Source organism: Janthinobacterium lyxosi (genome assembly GCF_051380665.1).
Lineage (GTDB): Bacteria > Pseudomonadota > Gammaproteobacteria > Burkholderiales > Burkholderiaceae_D > Janthinobacterium.
In genome coordinates this window covers 103,834-118,660 of record NZ_JBNYXM010000007.1, presented here as the reverse complement: position 1 = coordinate 118,660, position 14,827 = coordinate 103,834, and the positions used below count along the sequence as shown (strand labels likewise).

14 protein-coding genes are annotated in these 14,827 nt (G+C 63.8%); 9 read left to right on the top strand and 5 right to left on the bottom strand.

The genetic code is table 11. The features are described from left to right. Window positions 1-39: 39 nt before the first annotated feature. The 3 genes from ACQ4WP_RS09180 to ACQ4WP_RS09170 all read right to left on the bottom strand — a co-directional run bounded on the left by ACQ4WP_RS09180 (window position 40) and on the right by ACQ4WP_RS09170 (window position 2,375). Window positions 40-396: an ElaB/YgaM/YqjD family protein gene (locus tag ACQ4WP_RS09180; RefSeq protein WP_070222586.1), complete on the bottom strand. Its 357-nt coding sequence runs from the start codon at window positions 394-396 to the stop codon at window positions 40-42. A 108-nt stretch (window positions 397-504) separates the two neighbouring features. Then, window positions 505-1,359: a 4-hydroxybenzoate octaprenyltransferase gene (gene ubiA / locus ACQ4WP_RS09175; RefSeq protein ID WP_436519858.1), complete on the bottom strand. Its 855-nt coding sequence runs from the start codon at window positions 1,357-1,359 to the stop codon at window positions 505-507. Between the two features lie 77 nt (window positions 1,360-1,436). After that, entirely contained in the window at window positions 1,437-2,375 is a 939-nt protein-coding gene (locus tag ACQ4WP_RS09170) for a hydrogen peroxide-inducible genes activator (protein WP_436519856.1), read from the bottom strand. 134 nt (window positions 2,376-2,509) lie between these two features. Here ACQ4WP_RS09170 and ACQ4WP_RS09165 point away from each other — a divergent pair, with 134 nt between their 5' ends. The 8 genes from ACQ4WP_RS09165 to ACQ4WP_RS09130 all read left to right on the top strand — a co-directional run bounded on the left by ACQ4WP_RS09165 (window position 2,510) and on the right by ACQ4WP_RS09130 (window position 12,582). Then, entirely contained in the window at window positions 2,510-2,749 is a 240-nt protein-coding gene (locus ACQ4WP_RS09165) for a DUF3717 domain-containing protein (RefSeq protein WP_436519854.1), read from the top strand. A gap of 33 nt (window positions 2,750-2,782) precedes the next feature. After that, the gene (locus ACQ4WP_RS09160; protein WP_436519852.1) at window positions 2,783-3,265 is read left to right on the top strand and encodes an adenylyltransferase/cytidyltransferase family protein; all 483 of its coding nucleotides are present in this window, start codon (window positions 2,783-2,785) and stop codon (window positions 3,263-3,265) included. Window positions 3,266-3,394: 129 nt separating this feature from the next. After that, window positions 3,395-4,903 (top strand): hypothetical protein, encoded by a 1,509-nt coding sequence (locus tag ACQ4WP_RS09155; protein ID WP_436519850.1) that lies wholly within the window; start codon window positions 3,395-3,397, stop codon window positions 4,901-4,903. Further along, the gene (locus tag ACQ4WP_RS09150) at window positions 4,900-6,369 is read left to right on the top strand and encodes a hypothetical protein (RefSeq protein ID WP_436519848.1); all 1,470 of its coding nucleotides are present in this window, start codon (window positions 4,900-4,902) and stop codon (window positions 6,367-6,369) included. The genes ACQ4WP_RS09155 and ACQ4WP_RS09150 overlap by 4 nt, the downstream gene beginning before the upstream one ends. 43 nt (window positions 6,370-6,412) lie before the next feature. Next, the gene (locus tag ACQ4WP_RS09145) at window positions 6,413-6,853 is read left to right on the top strand and encodes a hypothetical protein (protein WP_436519846.1); all 441 of its coding nucleotides are present in this window, start codon (window positions 6,413-6,415) and stop codon (window positions 6,851-6,853) included. A 36-nt stretch (window positions 6,854-6,889) separates the two neighbouring features. Beyond that, a complete protein-coding gene (locus tag ACQ4WP_RS09140; RefSeq protein ID WP_436519844.1) occupies window positions 6,890-10,567 on the top strand; it encodes a tubulin-like doman-containing protein in 3,678 nt (1,225 codons plus the stop codon). A gap of 33 nt (window positions 10,568-10,600) precedes the next feature. Continuing rightward, the gene (locus tag ACQ4WP_RS09135; protein WP_436519842.1) at window positions 10,601-11,818 is read left to right on the top strand and encodes a hypothetical protein; all 1,218 of its coding nucleotides are present in this window, start codon (window positions 10,601-10,603) and stop codon (window positions 11,816-11,818) included. 17 nt (window positions 11,819-11,835) lie between these two features. After that, window positions 11,836-12,582: a hypothetical protein gene (locus tag ACQ4WP_RS09130; protein ID WP_436519840.1), complete on the top strand. Its 747-nt coding sequence runs from the start codon at window positions 11,836-11,838 to the stop codon at window positions 12,580-12,582. On the opposite strand, the gene trmL is transcribed toward ACQ4WP_RS09130, so the two are convergent. Both trmL and ACQ4WP_RS09120 read right to left on the bottom strand, forming a co-directional pair. Next, a complete protein-coding gene (gene trmL / locus ACQ4WP_RS09125; protein WP_436519838.1) occupies window positions 12,579-13,049 on the bottom strand; it encodes a tRNA (uridine(34)/cytosine(34)/5-carboxymethylaminomethyluridine(34)-2'-O)-methyltransferase TrmL in 471 nt (156 codons plus the stop codon). The two genes, ACQ4WP_RS09130 and trmL, sit on opposite strands and share 4 nt — an antisense overlap. Before the next feature lie 44 nt (window positions 13,050-13,093). Then, complete coding sequence (locus ACQ4WP_RS09120; protein ID WP_436519836.1) at window positions 13,094-13,843, bottom strand: double zinc ribbon domain-containing protein; 750 nt, start codon at window positions 13,841-13,843, stop codon at window positions 13,094-13,096. A gap of 57 nt (window positions 13,844-13,900) precedes the next feature. On the opposite strand from ACQ4WP_RS09120, the gene ACQ4WP_RS09115 reads away from it, so the two are divergent. Further along, complete coding sequence (locus tag ACQ4WP_RS09115) at window positions 13,901-14,824, top strand: methyltransferase domain-containing protein (protein ID WP_436519834.1); 924 nt, start codon at window positions 13,901-13,903, stop codon at window positions 14,822-14,824. Window positions 14,825-14,827 lie beyond the last annotated feature (3 nt).

Genomic DNA, 14,827 nt, shown 5'->3' with positions numbered 1-14,827 from the left:
TGCGCCGTCGGTACTGCGTCGTTACTGCTTCGGTACTATCTAGCGGCGTGACGAGGAAAGCAGCAGGCCGAACAGCACGCCAACGACGGCGCCCGCGCCCACGGCTTTCCATGGATTGTCCTGCACGTATTCGTCGGTGGCCTTGGCCGCCTTCTTGGTCCGTTCGAGCAAGTCTTCTTCCAGCTTGATCAAGTCTTTCTTGGCCGTTTCCAGGGTGGCGATGAACTTGTCCTTGACGGCTTTGACATTCTCGCCCGTCTGATCCTTGGCGCCATCGAGCCAGCCTTCCGCTTCATTGATGACGGTCTTCAGGTCGCCGACCAGTTTGTCGCGGGCCTTGTCGGCATCGGCGAGGATGCTGTCGCTGCTGGATTTTCCGGTATGTATCGAGTTCATGTATTACCTCATGGAAGTGAAACTGCACAGTGAAATACCAGTGTAGGCAGCAGCGGACAGGCTGGTCTTGCGCCGCCTCAAGGGCTGCCGCGGCGCAATGGGCATTGCTTAACGGAAAGCAAAGTCCAGCACCACGCCTGCAAACACCGCTGCTCCTAGCCAGTTATTATGCCGGAACGCCGCAAAACACGGCATACGCTCGCGTGCGCGGATCAGGGTGTAGTGGTAAACGGCGCAGCCGGCCGCCACCAGCAAGCCCGCCACGTACCAGTAACGCAAGCCCAGGTGCCAGCCGCAGGCTAGCCACAGCAGCAGGAAAGCGGCATAGCACAGCATGATGATGGCCACGTCGTAGCGGCCAAAGGTGATGGCCGAGGTCTTGATGCCGATTTTTAAGTCGTCGTCGCGGTCAACCATCGCGTATTCCGTATCGTAGGCTACGGCCCAGAAGACATTGCCCAGCAGCAGCAGCCAGGCGACGACGGGCACGCTATCCGTGATGGCGGCAAAGCCCATGGGAATGCCGAAGCCGAAGGCGATGCCCAGGTACGCTTGCGGAATCGCAAAGAAGCGCTTGAAGTAGGGATAGGTGGCGGCAATGATGACGGCGGCCACCGACAGCTGCTTGGTGAGGGCATTCAAGGGCAAGATCAGGCAGAAGGCCAGCACAGTCAGCACGCCGGCCACGGCCAGCGCTTCCTTGCCGCTGATGCGCCCGCTGGTGATGGGGCGGTCCACCGTGCGCTTGACGAATTTGTCGATATCCTGGTCGGCGTAATCGTTGATGGCGCAGCCTGCCGAGCGCATCAGGAAAGTGCCGAGGGTGAAGATGAGCAGCAGCCGCCAGTCCGGCACGCCCTGCTGCGCCAGCCACAGCGCGCACAGGGTAGGCCACAGCAGCAATACGGTACCGATAGGCTTGTCCAGCCGTATCAGGCGGAAATACAGCGCCAGCTTGTTCATGGAAGACTCGATCTTGTTGAAGAGAAAGGTCGATTATCGCAAATAGTATGCAAATGTACTATTTTGACGCCTGACCGCTAGGCTGCGTCTTCGCGCAAGGGGGTGATGCCGGGCAAGTCGCAGCTGGCGATGGCCGCGCACAAGGCATCGATGGCGGCCTTGCGCGTAAAACTCTTGCGCCAGAGCATCACCACCCTGCGCGATGGCACAGGTGCGGCGAATGGCCGGTATTCGAGCATGCCTTCGGTGGCATGCATATTGGACACGGAGGCGCGCGGCAAGACCGTCAGGCCGATACCGCTGGCCACCATGTGGCGGATGGTTTCCAGTGAGGAACCTTCAAACGTGCGCTGCATGCCGTTGCCGGGCGAGGAAAAACGCGCCATTTCGGGGCACACTTCCAGCACCTGGTCGCGGAAGCAGTGCCCATTGCCCAGCAGCAGCATGGTTTCCGATTTCAAATCTTGCGCGGCGATTTTTTCACGCGCCGTCCACGGATGCTGGCGCGGCATGGCCACGACAAATGGTTCGTCATACAGTTCCTGCATGGCCATGCCGTGCTCGGGCAGGGGCAGGGCCATGATGGCCACGTCCAGTTCGCCCTGGCGCAGCAATTCGAGCAGACGAACCGTGAAGTTTTCCTGCAAGATCAAAGGCATCTGCGGCACTTGGTCTATCATGGCCTTGACCAGGGGCGGTAGCAGGTAGGGGCCGATTGTATAGATCACACCCAGGCGCAGGGGGCCGGCCAGCGGGTCCTTGTTTTGCTTGGCGAGTTCCTTGATGGCGGCCGTCTGTTCCAGCACGCGCTCGGCTTGCGCAATGATCTGCGCGCCCAGGGGCGTGACGGAGATTTCCGCGCCGCCCCGTTCGAACAGGACCACGCCCAATTCGTCTTCGAGTTTCTTGATGGCCACTGACAGGGTGGGCTGGGCAACGAAGCAAGCTTCGGCAGCATGGCCGAAGTGCTTCGCTCGCGCGACTGCAACGATATATTTCAGTTCAGTCAGTGTCATAGCTTGATTGAAACACAGGAAGTTCTTACTTGCAATGAATGAAAGGTGGCGCAAACGTGAAACTGTGGCGCCGATGGCGTATTGTAGCGGATCGCCCCCTATAATGCGGGACCGGGCAGCGAAGGGAGATGGCGATGGAACTGCAGATGCAGGCGCTGGAAGCGGCAATCAATTACTGGCGTGCCAGGCAACCGGCGCGCGGCAATGAATATGCGCTGTCGCCGCCCGTCAGCCGCCTGGCCGGCGTGTATGCGCTGATGATTTATTACCGGCAAGATTGCATCGCCGAAGAGGGACTGGAACCGGCCATTCTGGCCTTGATCGATGCCTGGCGCCGGGATGCCTGCGGCATTCAAGGCGATAGCCACGCTTGAGCGTGACCGTATTTAACCCTACAAGAGATATCCATGCCTGATTTTGAAAACAAACTGTGCGGCCGTGACGAACTGCGTGCGCGCGCCGCGGCCCTGCCGAAACCGGTGGTAGTGACGAATGGCGTGTTCGACATTTTGCACCGCGGCCACGTGACCTATCTGGCGCAGGCGCGCGCGCTGGGCGCCTCGCTGGTGGTGGCTGTGAATACCGATGCCTCGGTGAAACGCCTGGGCAAGGGCGATGACCGTCCCCTGAATAACTGCGAAGACCGCATGGCCGTGCTGGCCGCGCTGGAAGCGGTGAGCCTGGTGGTGCCGTTCTCGGAAGACAGCGCTTTGGCCGTGGTGCAGGAGATTGCGCCGGAAATCTATGCCAAGGGCGGCGACTACGACATGACGGCCATCCCTGAAGGCAAGGCCGTGCTGGCATATGGCGGCCAGGCCGTGGCCATCGATTTCGCGCATGACCGCTCGACCACCAAGCTGTTGACGAAAGTGCGGACGCAGCAGGGCTGAGGAACGCCGTCAATGTTTTCATATAGATAAAAAGACGTTACTATGAGAACTGTCAGGGCTGCGACCTCGTTGCGTCAGCCCCAGCACACGTTACACCATCTGATATGCATTGCTTGTCATAGAAAATACATGGATCTTAAAACTTCTGGGGATTGGGCAGTGCCCTCCGGCGTCTGGTACGTCGATGACGATGGCGCGTGGACCATGCAGCGCAGCGCGGACGGCCAGAACGTCTCGCCTTTGCTGAGCCCTGCCGATATCGGCCTGCTGATGCACGCGCGGCGCCTGCCCGCTGCCGCCGGCGCGCCCGTGCGGCAGTTTCCGCCTGAATTCTCGTTCGACCCCGCCTCCGGCACGGCCTTGCAAATGCCGCCCGACGCGGCCACCACGCTGTCCAGGGTGCCGTCTTGGGTTCCTCCTTTCGGTGCGCAGCCCGTCAGCGATGTGCCGCCGGCTGGCGCGGCCGGCTTGCGCCAGGCCAGCGTGCCCCTGAAACTGGCCGACCAGCGCGCGCGCGAAGAGCATGCGCAGGCCGACGCCTCGCTGCCCATGCCGCCGCCGGGCGAGTATGAATTCTTTTCCGCCCGGTTCGGCACCAGCGCCGCCGCGCTGCTGGCGCTCGATCCGCGCAAGGCGGTCTTGCACGCTTGGCTGCCCGCCTCGAAACGCTGGCTGGCGCTGGACCCCGAGTATGGCGGCTTGCTGGCCGAATCGGACCTGGCCCACGGCGCCTGGCGCGCCGAGCTGGTGCCGGAGTTCAACAGTGTGCTGGTCTTGCCGACCAGCCATGGCCTGGCCTGCATCCGTCCCGACGTGCCTTCGCTGAGCTACGTGGTCGAGCATGTGGGCAACGCGCCGTGCGCGGCCGCGCCCGTCTGGTTCCAGAACCGCCTGTGGGCGCCGCTGCGCGACGACGATGGCCGTATCCGCTTCGTCAACCTTGACGCGCAACAAAAGCCGGGCAGCGATGTGCTGCTTGACGGCGTCGTGGAACTGGGCGCCGTCAGCGCGCCCGTGGCCTACAACCGCATGGCCGTGTGGCCCTGCGCCAACGGCCAGCTGCGGCTGCAACTGCAGCCGGACGGCAATGTTGCCGCCACGTTTACGCCCTGGCCCGAGGGGCTGGTGCCGCACTTCGAATTCGGCAGCCCCTACCTGTCGCGCGATGGTGGCTTGTGGCAACTGTGCTTTGAAAGCCGCCGCGGCACCTATGTGTATGTGAAACTGGGCGGCCAGGTCGAGAAGGCCGATGCGCTGGCGCCGCGCCTGTGTTCGGGCAGTTTCAATTACCGCTTCGCCACCAAGCTGAAAACGGCGCCGTGGGAAGAGCCGGAACACGGCGACGATGGCGGCAAGAACCAGGCTGTCATGCCACTGCTGGAATCGAGTGCCGGGTCGGGTACGGGCAGCAGCGTGTTTGGCGTGAAGTTTGCCACCAGCGCCGGCCTGTCCAGCGTGCTGCGCTCGAACGAGCGCCTGGCGGCCCAGCTGGTGCAGGACGATGAATTGCGCGAAACCGTGTTCCATACCTTTGCCGTCAGCGAGCCGTGGCGCGTACGCCTGTTTATCCATGAACGCACGCTGTGGGCCTACCACCCGCTGCTGTCGCGCATCGATGGCTGGACCTTGCAGGCATGAAGGCGCGCTTACTGATCGTGGCCTGCGCCGCGTTTTTCAGCGCTGCCGCTGCGCACGCTGCCGGTATCCAGCAAGCGTTTCTCGTGCAAAACTCGGGCTGGATGGAGCCGTTCTACACGGATGAGCATTCGCAGCTCAAGGCCCTGGTGGGCGCCGTGGCGCAGGCCGCCACGAATCCGTCCGATAAAGTGTATACCCTGGCGTTCAGCCAGAGCAGCGGCGCGCACGTGTCGCCGTCGTTGCTGGGACAGGGGCAGGGCGCCGGCGGCGTCGCGGGCCAGCTGGCCAGCCTGGGCCTGGCGCGCAAGAGCGCCGGCGGCGCGCTGGCCGACACGGATTTCCAGGAAGCCGTGACCAAGACCATCACGGGTCCGTTCCAGTCCGCTTCCGGCATCGTGTGGATCTTTACCAATAACAAGAACAGCCCGAACAACGACAGCCAGACGGCCGAGCGCAACCGCGACTTTTACCGTTTGCTGCACCTGGAGCCGTCGATCACCAAGACGCTGGTGTTTCCGCTGCGCATGCCCGTGCAGGGCAAGCTGTACAGCGCCAAGGGCTTGATGGTGTACGCGCTCGCGTATGGCCAGCCGGCGTCCGAGGCGTTGAACCGCATCTTGGCCGAAGGCCGCTTGTCGCAAGTGCTGACGCGTCCGCCCGCGCGCCTGAAACCGGTGGACCAGGATGCCGTGCGCATCGTGCCCCAGTCCGTCAAGAACAGCGACTATGTGCACGCCAGCCTGGGCCGCGACGGGCGCACCATCGTGCTCGACGTCGATGCGGCCAAGCTGGTGCCGCAAGTGGTGTTGCAGGCGTCCCTGCAAAACATGTTTTTCCCGTACGTGATCGACAGCGCCAAAGTGCACGCCAGCCTGGCCGGGCAGAACGCGCCCCTGCATGTTGCGCCCGATCAAATCCGCCAGTTGCAGCCGGGCGCCAGCCAGTCCGTGCAAGTGCAGTTCGCGCTGCCGATGGCGCAGATTCCGTCGCCCTGGTCGGCGCAGGCGATTGCCGCCATGGGCAAGCAGGTGATGTTGCCGATGCAGGCGCAAGTGGGCCTGTCGGAACAGCGGCTGGCACTGGCCTCCAGCTTTGGCAAGGATTTGCAGGAACTCTTCCCCGGCGACCCGATTTCGGACATGTTCACGCCGCCCGACAGCGTGCGCGCGTCGCAGGCGACGATACCGCTGCTGGTGCGCATCCAGTATCCGCTGCTGCCCGTGCTGGTGATACTCGGCGGCGTGCTGACACTCGTGCTGGGTTTGCTGGCGCTGGGTTTGCTTGGCACGCGCGCCACGCGCTACAAGGTGATGGCCGATGGCGTGCAGCGGCAAGTGCTGCTGCATCCATTCAAAAGCGTGCAGATCCGCGATGATGACGGCCGCGACATTGGCGAACTCAAGCGGGGCCTGGGCAAGCCGGCCGTCGTGCGCGTGGCCGAAGGCCATACCCTGAGCCTGGCCTGAACAATCATTCTTTAAAAAACCTTCCATTCAACTGAGGCATACCATGGCGCAAGATACTCCAAAAGACAATACAGGTTTTACCTTGCCGGCCCCGGCGTCTGCGCCACCCGCCGCCGATGCGCCGGGCGCACCAGCGTCCGCCACCACTGCAACGACCGAACCTGCGCCCGCGTTTGATGCCGCCAGCACGACCGATACCTCGTCGCGCGATACCCTGGTCGGCGGCGTGGTGCTGTTGCTGCTGTTCATCGCCTTTTTCTTTGCCAAGAATGCCTATGCGAATGGCCTGGTGGCCAAGCGCGTGCCGCCGAACAAGGCCAATGCCTCGGGCTGGTGGCTGTTCATCTTCCTGGCCAGCCTGGCCACGGGCGTCGTGCTGGCGGCCGTGAACGCGCATAAATTCCTCGCGCCACTGTTCATGGGACCGCTGGTGCTGGTGGGCCTGGTAGCGTTACTGTTGACCTTTACTTCCAGCCGCCGCTAATAACACGCCGTTGCACGCATCATCGAAGGAGTCATCATGGCAGAGAACCTGAACCTAACCATCACCGGCGGCGCCAGCGAGCGCAAGCAGGACAAGATCATCGAACTGCGCCCGACCCTGTTCATCGGCATCGGCGGCACGGGCATGCAGGTGCTGATGCGCGTGCGCCGGCGCATCCTCAACACTCTGTGGGGCGGCGCGGGCAAGCGCACGCGCATCGAGGGCTTGGCGGACTTTCCCATCGCGCAATTCATCCATTTCGACCTGGATAATGGCGCCGTGATCGAAAGCGGCGAATCGCAGGCGAAGGACTTGCAATTCGACCAGGTGAAGTTCACGGATGATGACAAGGTGGTCGAATCGTTCGACATGGACAAGTACAGCCGTGATGAAGATTCTCTGGAGAAATATCCGCACATCAAGGAATGGCTGCCGCTGACGCCACAGCGCATACGCGAATTGCGTTTCGACATGAGCAGCGGCGCCGGGCAGATACGCGCCGTGTCGCGCCTGTATTTCTTCGACAAGTATGCGAAGATCCGCGACAAGATCCGTTTGAAACTCAAAGCCTTGAAGGCGGGCCTGTCGCACGAGCGCCAGCTGGCCGAGCTGGGTTTGCGTATGGAAACGAACCGTTTCCGCATCGTCATCGTCGGTTCCGTGGCCGGTGGCACGGGTTCCGGTTCCTTCCTGGACATGGGCTTGCTGGCGCGCTGGCTGGCGCGCAGCGAAGTGGGCGCGGCCGATGTCGAGCTGATGCTGTTCTTGCCGACCGGCTACACCAAGGCCAACAAGGACCGGGTCGAGGCGAACGGCTATGCGGCGCTGATGGAGCTGGAATCGGCGATGATGGGCAACAAGGGTTATGTGGGCCGCTGGGATGCGTATGACCGGCCGGAACTGACGCGCGAGCCGTACAGCGAGGTCTACCTGATCGATTCGGGTAATCTTGCCCAGCAGCACACCAAGGAAGTCAGCGACGTGTACCACATGGTGGCCGACTCGCTGTTCGAGGATTTCGCCTCGGCCGACTTTGCGCGCGCCAAGCGCTCGATCGCCGTCAACCAGGCGCAGCACAAGAATTCCCTGTACAACGCGCCCGTGCCGCAAGACCGCTTCGGCGACATGCGTTTGTACTTCTCGAAGCGCTTTTCCTCGTTCGGCATGGCCGTGCTCGATACGCGCCAGGAAGCGGCGCGCGATGAGCGGGCCCACCGCTGGGCTGGCGCCATGCTGCAAGCGTTCTTTGGCGTGGGCGGCATGGATGCGGGCGCCAACCGCGCCACCGATACGCAGCGCGATAATTTCCTCGCCGCCAATATGTTCCTGAAGGGCACGCCGTTCAGCGATTTCCCCGAGTTTTCCGACAAGAGCATCGAACTGAAGCGCTCCAGCGGCGACTTCATCGATTTCCGCGTCGTCGACGAATTGCTGGAAGACCGCCACGGCCACTTGCTGGCCGGCGTGGAAAACCGGGTCAATACGCGCATCAACGATATCCGCACGGGTTTCGACCGCAGCGAATGGCCGGCGCAAGTGCGCGATGCCATGAAGCACCTGGAGCGCGACGCCGTGCGCGACCAGGATTCCACAGCCGACACGACGGAAGACCGCATCAGCAAGCGCCGCCGCGAAGTGCTCGACGATGTCAAGAAAGTCGTGCGCGACCAGCTGTATGGCTACCTGGACAACAAGGAATTCGGCGGCCTGGAATATGTGCTGTCGCTGGTGGAACAGATCAAGGACCGCATCGAAGCGCCGGGCAGCGGCTTGACGGCGCAGATCGGCAACAATGCCGAGCGCTACCGCGAAATCAAGGAAGCCGTGCGCTCGCGCGAGTACGAGCGCCTGTTGAACAACCTGGAACAGACGCGCAGCACCTTCGGTTTCCTCAGCAATGGCGAAAAGCAGGCGGGCGTGGTGATGGACCATTTGCGCACGGAAATGGCGAATGCGCTGAAATTCCATTTGCGCGCCAAGGCGGCGGACGAGTCCGTCATCCTGCTGGGCGAACTGTCGCGCTGGCTGGGCAACCGGATCGGCGTCGATGCGCAAGGCCGCGCGCAGTGGAATGGCCTGGTGGGCGAGCTGCAAACGGGCCGCGAAGGCGTGCTGGCCATGCTGGCCGAATTGAAGACGGCCAATATCATCCTGCAAAAGGATCTGGACAAGGAACATGCGACCCTGATCGTCATTCCCGTCACGGAAAAAGACATTGCGCTGCCGTCGGCAGCCACCTTGCGCCAGTGGGCCGATGAAGCGTTCAAGGACATGGGCGGCTCGAAAGCGCTGTTCCCCATGTTGGGCGAACCGGCGCAACGGGGCTTGATCCTGGCCAAGGTCACGCGCATGGCCGAGAACATGATCGCCACGGCGGGCCTGGTGGAAGGGGCGACGAGTACGCCTGACCCCTTGTTCGAAGCGCTGGAACAGATGGACGTGTCCGAACGCCTGGACCGCTTCCGCAAGCTGCTGGCTTGCTCCATGCCGTGGATCGACGCCAACATGGCGGGCGATTTCACGGTCGTGTCGGACCAGTTCAAGTGCGTGATCGGCGTGGCCAACGCGGCCGCTTTCAAGGCGAAGTTCGGCGCCGAGCTCGAGTCGTGCGTGCCGACCCAGGTGGGCATCACGGTGAGCCAGCTGGAAATCGTCGAGACGGGCATCCGCGGGCGCGCCGTCTGCTATTGCGAGCTGGCCGGCGTGCCGATGACGGTGCTGCGCGGCCTGGAAGGCTGGCGCACCAGCTACCGCAAGGAAGGCGACAACGACAAGGCGCCGACCCACACGCATATCGATCCGACGCAATTTACGCATCCGATCGCGCCGAACACGGACGAGATGAAGCGCCTGGCGGAAGATTTCGGCGAATTCCTGCAAGCGATCATGCTGGGCGTGCTGACGCGCCACACGGGCCGGGTAGTGCCACCGGGCCAGTACCAGTTTGCCGTCGAACCGGGCGATTTGCGCCGCATCGGCAATGAACGGGCCATCCGCCAGAACGGCATGCCGGCCTCGTACGAGAAAAATATCGCCCTGCGCATCGAAGAAAAATTGACGGCGCTTGACGCCGTGCAGACGGCGGCGCTGGCGGCGCTGGCAAAATACTATGAACGGGGCGTGTATGCACCCAAGCTGGTGGCGCAGGCCGATGGCTCGCAGCTGCCGTACATCGGCTTTGGCAGCGCCATTTCCGCCGAAGTGGGCACGCGCCTGCGCGATTCTGCACGCCGCAAGGGCATGGCCAGCGATGAGCTCGACCGCACGGTACAAACCTTGCTGGGACGCCTGAAGGAATGGGCGAATGTCATCGGCGACTCCGACAGCGATGCCTATGACTGGGAAGTGCGCGAGCCGGAAGCGGATGGACAGCCCCGTTTGAAGTACGCGATCAAGGGGGAAATGCTGGAAGCGGGGCGCCTGGAGCAATTGCTGCGCCCGGCCGGCGCGCCGGCCGCCCCCGCGGCACCGGTTTTCGGCATGGCGCCGCCGCCGCTGGTGGAGCACCAGTATTTCCTGGGCATTAACGGCCAGCAGCAGGGGCCGTTTACGGCCCAGCAGATCGTGCAGTATGTGCAGGCGGGGCAAGTCGTGCCGGCCACCACCAAGGTGTGGCGTGCCGGCTTGCCGGCCTGGGTCGACCTGGCCCAGTTCGCCGAGCTGGCGCCTTTGTTCCTCAGCGCGCCGCCACCGTTGATGCCGCCGCCCCTGTAAACGCTGGAATGATGTTGGAATGAAGGATTAGTTTTGGATATTTGTATCAAATGTCAGGGCGGCCTGTGGCTCGCTGTCAGCCATTGCCCGTACTGTGGGCAGGCGCAGGCTGGCGCGGCTGTACCGCCGCCGCTGCCGCCCGTGCCCGCGCCTGTGCCAGTAGCGCCGCCAGTGGCGCCCAAACCGCCGCCCCAGCCGGTGGCACCGGCGCTTGCGCCGAAACCGCCACCGAAACCGGCACCGGTGCCGCCGCAAGCCGTGCCGAAGCCCGTGCCTGCGCCTGTGTCTGTGCCTCCACCGGCGCCTGCACCGGCAGTACCGCCGTCACCGCCGCGCAAGTGGCTGCGCTGGCTGGGCGGCCTTGCCGTGCTGGCGGCCGTCATCGTCTACATGAATGGCAAGCCGGGCGGCAAGAACGATGCGGCTTGCAATGACGCCATCGACAGTGGCTTGAAACTGGTAGCGAATGGCAGCCTGGACGGCGCGCGCCAGAAGCTGGCGACGGCGAAAAATGTGTGCACGGGGAAGTCCAGCGCCAAGGCGGACGATTTGCAGGCGGCGATCGGCAAGGCGGGCGCCGCATCTGGCAGTTGCCAGCGCGGCGTGCGTGCCATCGAGCGCGCCATGGATGGCCATCAATTGCAAAGTGCCGCCCGGGGCATCACCGCGCTCGACGCCGATTGCGCGGGCGCTGCCAGCGTGGCATCCTTGCGCAAGCAGCTGGCGCGCCAGCAGGCAGCAGCCGCGTCCGTGCTGGTCGGGGTGCGCCAGGCGTTCGATGGCAAGGATGCCACGGCGGCAAGGAATGGTATTGCCAGGCTGGAAGCGATCGACCGTGAGGCGGTGGAATTGCCGCAGTTGAAGGCCGACGTGCAAGCGCTGTCGGCGGCCGCGGCGCCTGCGCCCGCGCCCGCGCCCGTTTCTGCACCGGCACCGCTGGAAACGGTACCGGCCCGCGTCGTGCCGACGGAACCGGCGCCCGTGCGCGCGGTCGAACGTTCAGCGGTGGCCGAACGCCGTCCGCTGGAAACGTCGCCCGTCGATAGCGGCGCGGCCATGCGCAGCGAGATGGCGCAATCGTTCCTGCGCGATGCCGAGCGGTCGTTGCTGGAAGGTAAATTCGATGCAGCCAAGACGTATCTGGAAAGCGCGCGCCGCGTCGATCCCGGCAATGCGCGCATCGACAATCTGTCGCGCCGCATCCGCGAGCGCGAACGGCAAGTGCTGCAGACGGAAACAACGATCAATTAGCTATCTGGGGAGTCATCATGCTGAACCACACCACCTTGCGCGCTGCCGCTGCGCTGACCCTCGCGGCCATGCTGGCCGGCTGCGCCACGGCGACCATGAGCCCGAACGGCGTGCGCCAAGACAGTGCCTATCCGCAAGGCGGAATCCAGGCGGCCACGGATGAGGACCCGTGCAGCGTGGGCACGACGGCCGCTGCCGGCGCGGCCGTGGGGGCGCTGCTGGGCGCGCTGGTGGGTGGCAAGAATAGTGCGCTGAAGGGCGCGGCCATCGGCGGCGGCCTGGCGGCGGCCGGTTGCCTGGCCATCAATGTCAATTCGCGCCAGACCAAGACGGCAGCGCAGGCGGACCGCGACTACATCCGCGCGCGCGGCGCGCTGCCGCGCGAGCCGCAAGTGGTGTCGTACACGCCGCAGCTGAGCGCGACCACCGTCAAGCGTGGCCAGCCATTTAAAGTCACGTCGGTGGTGGAGCTGGTCAATGGCAGCGCGCAGAGCGTCAACGACGTGCGCGAGGAACTGGTGGTGCTCGATCCGCAAGGCCAGCCATTCAAGTCCGGCTCGAAAGCCCTGGCCAGCAACAACAAGTCGGGCGGGCGCTTTGAAAACTCGTTCGAGCTGACCTTGCCGGCCGGCGTGTCGCAGGGCGTGTATGGCGTCAAGACGAATTTGTACGTGAACGGCAAGCTGGCCGCCACGCGCGACCTGCGCACGCAGCTGGTGATGCTCGACGAGAATAGTGGCGCGGCACAGCTGGCGCTGCGTTAATCCCCACCTTGATATCCGTGCTGGCGCCACGCTTCATACACGACGACCGCCACCGTATTCGACAAATTTAAACTGCGGTTATCCGGGCGCATGGGCAGGCGGATGCGCTGCTCGGCAGGAAAACCGTCGCGCAGGGCAGGATCGAGGCCTTTCGTTTCCGAACCGAACACGAACACGTCGCCCGGCAAGAAGGCCACGTCGCCGAACGGGCGCGAGCCGCGCGTGGTCATGGCGAACATGCGGGCCGGGTCGGGCTGGGTGTCGGCCAGGAACGCTGCCCAGTTCTTGTGCACCTTCATCTTGGCGTAGTCGTGGTAATCGAGGCCGGCGCGCTTCATCTTGGCATCGTCGAGCGGAAAGCCCAGCGGTTCGACCAGGTGCAGCTGCGCGCCCGTGTTGGCGCACAGGCGGATGACGTTGCCCGTATTGGGCGGGATTTCAGGTTCTACCAAAACAACGTGAAACAAAATGCTCTCCTTGGGTCTAACTCTCATATGTAGCGAATCTATCTCTAATGCGGCGGCGTGCGCGCCACGACCAGGATGCTGACCTTCACCGCACCCGCGCGCTTGCAGGCGGTGGCCAGGGCGTTGACGGTGTGGCCGCTGCTCATCACGTCGTCGACGATGCCGACGTGGCACCCTTGCAATAACGCCCCGTGTTCCGGCGCGATGGCGAATGCGTGCGCCAGGTTGGCTTGCCGTTCCTGCGGCGCCACGCTGCTTTGCGCCTTCGTTTCGCGCATGCGCAGCGCCAGACGGGGCTGTAAATGTACGTCCAGCAGGCGCGCCAGCGGACGGGCAATTTCCAGCGCCTGGTTAAAGCCCCGCTCGGCCAGCCGGCCCGGTCCCAGCGGCACGGGGCACAGCAGCTGCGGCGCCTCCCATGCTGGTTGTTGCTGAATGGCAACGTGCAGCAACTCTGCCAACAGGGGCGCCAGCGCCAGGCGCGCGCCAAATTTCAGTTGCAACAGCAACTGGTCGACGGGCGCCGCATAATCAAATGCCGTGACGGTGGCGTCATACGCGGGCCTTTGGTGCAGACAGCGTCCGCACAGCGTTGCCATGTCATCGAGCGGATTGGCGCACTGGCGGCAGCGGGGGCGTAGCAGCCCCAGGTACTGCGCGCGGCAGGGCGGACACAGCACTTGCGGGCAGCCGATGCCGCACAGCGCGCATTGCGCCGGCAGCAGCGTGGCGCCCAGCCACTGGTGCAGCGCCTGCCACGCGGCATCAAGGCGGTGCTGAGTGGCGGTCCGCATCGCGATGGCGTCCTTCCATGTACACTGCCGACATTATCTCACCTCACCGGTTTCAACATGCCAGTTCCCACCAGTCCGCCCAAAATGAGTGCGCCCATCGATGCGGTGCAAGTACGCGATTTCTTTTCCCGTCCGGCGCGCATCGCGCCGTCGGACTTCCTGCGCCGCGAAGTATCAAAACGCATGCACGAGCGCCTGGAGCTGGTGAAAATCACGCCCTTGCGCGTGCTTGACGCCGGTTGCGGCCCCGGCGCGGACCTGGCGCAGTTGCATAAGGATTATCCCGCCGCGCAGATTATCGGTCTCGATGCAGCGCAAGCGATGATGCAGGCGGCCCGCGCGCCCGCGTCGAAACTGGCCAGCCTGAATCAGTTCCTCAGCAAGTTGCTGCCGGCCAAGGCGGGCGTGGATTTGTTGTGCGGCGACCTGGGCGACCTGCCGCTGGCGCAGGGCAGCATCGACCTCGTGTGGTCCAACCTGGCGCTGCACTGGCATGCCCAGCCCGACCGCGTGTTTGCCGAATGGCGGCGCGCGCTGCGCCTCGAAGGCTTGCTGATGTTTTCCTGCTTCGGTCCCGACACCTTCCGCGAAGTGCGCGACGCCTTTGCCGAAGCGGATTTATATCCGCACGCCTTGCCTTTCGTCGACATGCACGATTTTGGCGACATGCTGGTCGAAACGGGTTTTTCCACGCCCGTGCTGGACATGGAGATCATCACCGTTACCTACGACACGGCGGAAAAACTGCTGGCGGACGTGCGCGCCTTTGGCGGCAACCCTTTGACCACGCGCCGGCGCGGCCTGATGGGCAAGGCGGCCTGGCAGCGCATGCTCGATGCGCTGGAAAAAATGCGCCGTCCCGACGGCAAGCTGGGCCTGAGTTTCGAGGTCATCTATGGTCACGCCTTCCGTCCCGCGCCGCGCGTGACGCGCAATGGCGAGGCCATCATCCGATTTGATTTACCCAGAAAACCCAAATAAAAG

What these genes read in the sequence shown, in the direction of transcription:
- ACQ4WP_RS09115 (WP_436519834.1), top strand. Translation starts at nt 13,901, where the DNA reads ATGCCAGTTCCCACCAGTCCGCCCAAAATGAGTGCGCCCATCGATGCG.
- ACQ4WP_RS09160 (WP_436519852.1), top strand. Translation starts at nt 2,783, where the DNA reads ATGCCTGATTTTGAAAACAAACTGTGCGGCCGTGACGAACTGCGTGCG.
- ACQ4WP_RS09120 (WP_436519836.1), bottom strand. Translation starts at nt 13,843, where the DNA reads ATGCGGACCGCCACTCAGCACCGCCTTGATGCCGCGTGGCAGGCGCTG.
- ACQ4WP_RS09145 (WP_436519846.1), top strand. Translation starts at nt 6,413, where the DNA reads ATGGCGCAAGATACTCCAAAAGACAATACAGGTTTTACCTTGCCGGCC.
- ubiA (WP_436519858.1), bottom strand. Translation starts at nt 1,359, where the DNA reads ATGAACAAGCTGGCGCTGTATTTCCGCCTGATACGGCTGGACAAGCCT.
- ACQ4WP_RS09155 (WP_436519850.1), top strand. Translation starts at nt 3,395, where the DNA reads ATGGATCTTAAAACTTCTGGGGATTGGGCAGTGCCCTCCGGCGTCTGG.
- ACQ4WP_RS09165 (WP_436519854.1), top strand. Translation starts at nt 2,510, where the DNA reads ATGGAACTGCAGATGCAGGCGCTGGAAGCGGCAATCAATTACTGGCGT.
- ACQ4WP_RS09130 (WP_436519840.1), top strand. Translation starts at nt 11,836, where the DNA reads ATGCTGAACCACACCACCTTGCGCGCTGCCGCTGCGCTGACCCTCGCG.
- ACQ4WP_RS09180 (WP_070222586.1), bottom strand. Translation starts at nt 396, where the DNA reads ATGAACTCGATACATACCGGAAAATCCAGCAGCGACAGCATCCTCGCC.
- ACQ4WP_RS09140 (WP_436519844.1), top strand. Translation starts at nt 6,890, where the DNA reads ATGGCAGAGAACCTGAACCTAACCATCACCGGCGGCGCCAGCGAGCGC.
- ACQ4WP_RS09150 (WP_436519848.1), top strand. Translation starts at nt 4,900, where the DNA reads ATGAAGGCGCGCTTACTGATCGTGGCCTGCGCCGCGTTTTTCAGCGCT.
- ACQ4WP_RS09170 (WP_436519856.1), bottom strand. Translation starts at nt 2,375, where the DNA reads ATGACACTGACTGAACTGAAATATATCGTTGCAGTCGCGCGAGCGAAG.